The following is a 1,397-nucleotide window of genomic DNA, read 5'->3' on the forward strand; positions in this document are numbered from 1 at the left end:
GTCAACGTGCAGATGCACCGTCTCGACGTGTATCGTGATGTTCATTGCGGCGCTCATCGTCGTCTTGCCCTCTCTTTGGGTTCCCAGCTCTTGCCCCAGCACTGTTCGTACATCCCGCACACGCTTGGCTCTTCTAGCCGCGGCCCGTCGAAGTCGTACGTCTTAGGCGTGTAGGCGCACTCGTAATCCGGCTCGCGCTTGATGGCCGGCACGAGCTCGCCCCACTGAAGCGCCTCGACTCGCCGCGTGAACTCCTGCGCCAGCTGCTCAGCGCGCTGCTCGTCGTACTCGATCGGAATCGAGCACCGCGTGCCGCCAAAGTCTTCCTGCCCCAAGTAAAGCAGCTCGTATGACTGCGGGAAGCCCTCGATGCGTCGGCGTGGCTGCTCTCGCGTCAGGCAGAAGCCGGCCCGTCGCCAGAAGTACCACTCCAACAACGCTTGGTCTACCTGGTCAGGCTTGGGCAGCCCGAACTTCTCGTCGCGTCGTCCCTCGAGGTACTCGGCAATCGAGCGCTTCCTGGTGCTCTTGATTTGCACGCCGTGCGAGCTCACCGCGCGGTCTGTCTGCCGTTGGCCAGGCTTGGCATCGGCAATCGCTTCGAGCTCGAACACTATCAGCAGGTCGGGATGTGTCCACGTTCCATCTGCGCTCGTCGGCACTGACACCTGAGCGATGCTCAGCGGCCACTGCCTCAGAATACGGGTCGTCGCGCGCTCCTCAAGGACATGCCCCCCTTCGTTGAACTTCCAGGGGATGCTGCTGTTTATCAGGCCAAGCGCCTGAGCCACGGACTTGCGCGCACACTTCCCAATCGAGCTTACGCGTATCTGGTCGCTCTTAAACGTGCGCTCCGACTGCTCAAGCTCGACGGTGGCGTCAATCGCCTCGACAGCTAGATGCATATCGCCGCCACCGCCAGACAGCCGATGATGCTGAGCGCTGCGCACAGCAGGTCGCCAGTCGACACGTCGATGGCCTCTCCATCGAACCACAGTCTCACGCTCATGCTCCCTCTCTCCTCACCGTAATATGACGCACAACCATGAACGGTCGTCTTTTGCGCTCTACGCCTCCCAGGGTTGTGCAAACCTAACTCGCTTTGGACGTTACAAACAGGCAGTCATCTGTCGTGCACCAGTCGCCGCACACTGAGCAGTAGACGTGTTCCTGCGTCTGCTCGAGCGCCCACAGCGCTGCGCAGAGCTGCGAACAGAATGGCGACCACTGCTCTGTGACGCTCGCGCCTGTGCAACCTGGGTGCAAGCACGATGGAGCCTGCCCGCACTCTGCGCAGCTCACGGCAGCAAGCTCGTGCGCTTGCCAATTTCGTTCACCACGCAGCGCTCGCACAGCTGGCGGTCGTCGTGGTCCTCGTCGCGGTATCGGTACGGCAT

Annotated in this window: 1 protein-coding gene; it reads right to left on the bottom strand. The window is 61.8% G+C overall.

The genetic code is table 11. From position 1 onward, the window contains the following. Nucleotides 1-53: 53 nt before the first annotated feature. Nucleotides 54-905 carry a hypothetical protein gene (locus EB084_25490; protein NDD31618.1) on the bottom strand — a complete coding sequence of 284 codons (852 nt, stop codon included), beginning with the start codon at nt 903-905 and terminating at the stop codon, nt 54-56. Nucleotides 906-1,397: the final 492 nt, after the last annotated feature.

Source organism: Pseudomonadota bacterium (assembly GCA_010028905.1).
Lineage (GTDB): Bacteria > Vulcanimicrobiota > Xenobia > RGZZ01 > RGZZ01 > RGZZ01.

Coding starts and splice junctions, on each gene's coding strand:
- EB084_25490 (NDD31618.1), bottom strand. CDS start 905: ATGCATCTAGCTGTCGAGGCGATTGACGCCACCGTCGAGCTTGAGCAG.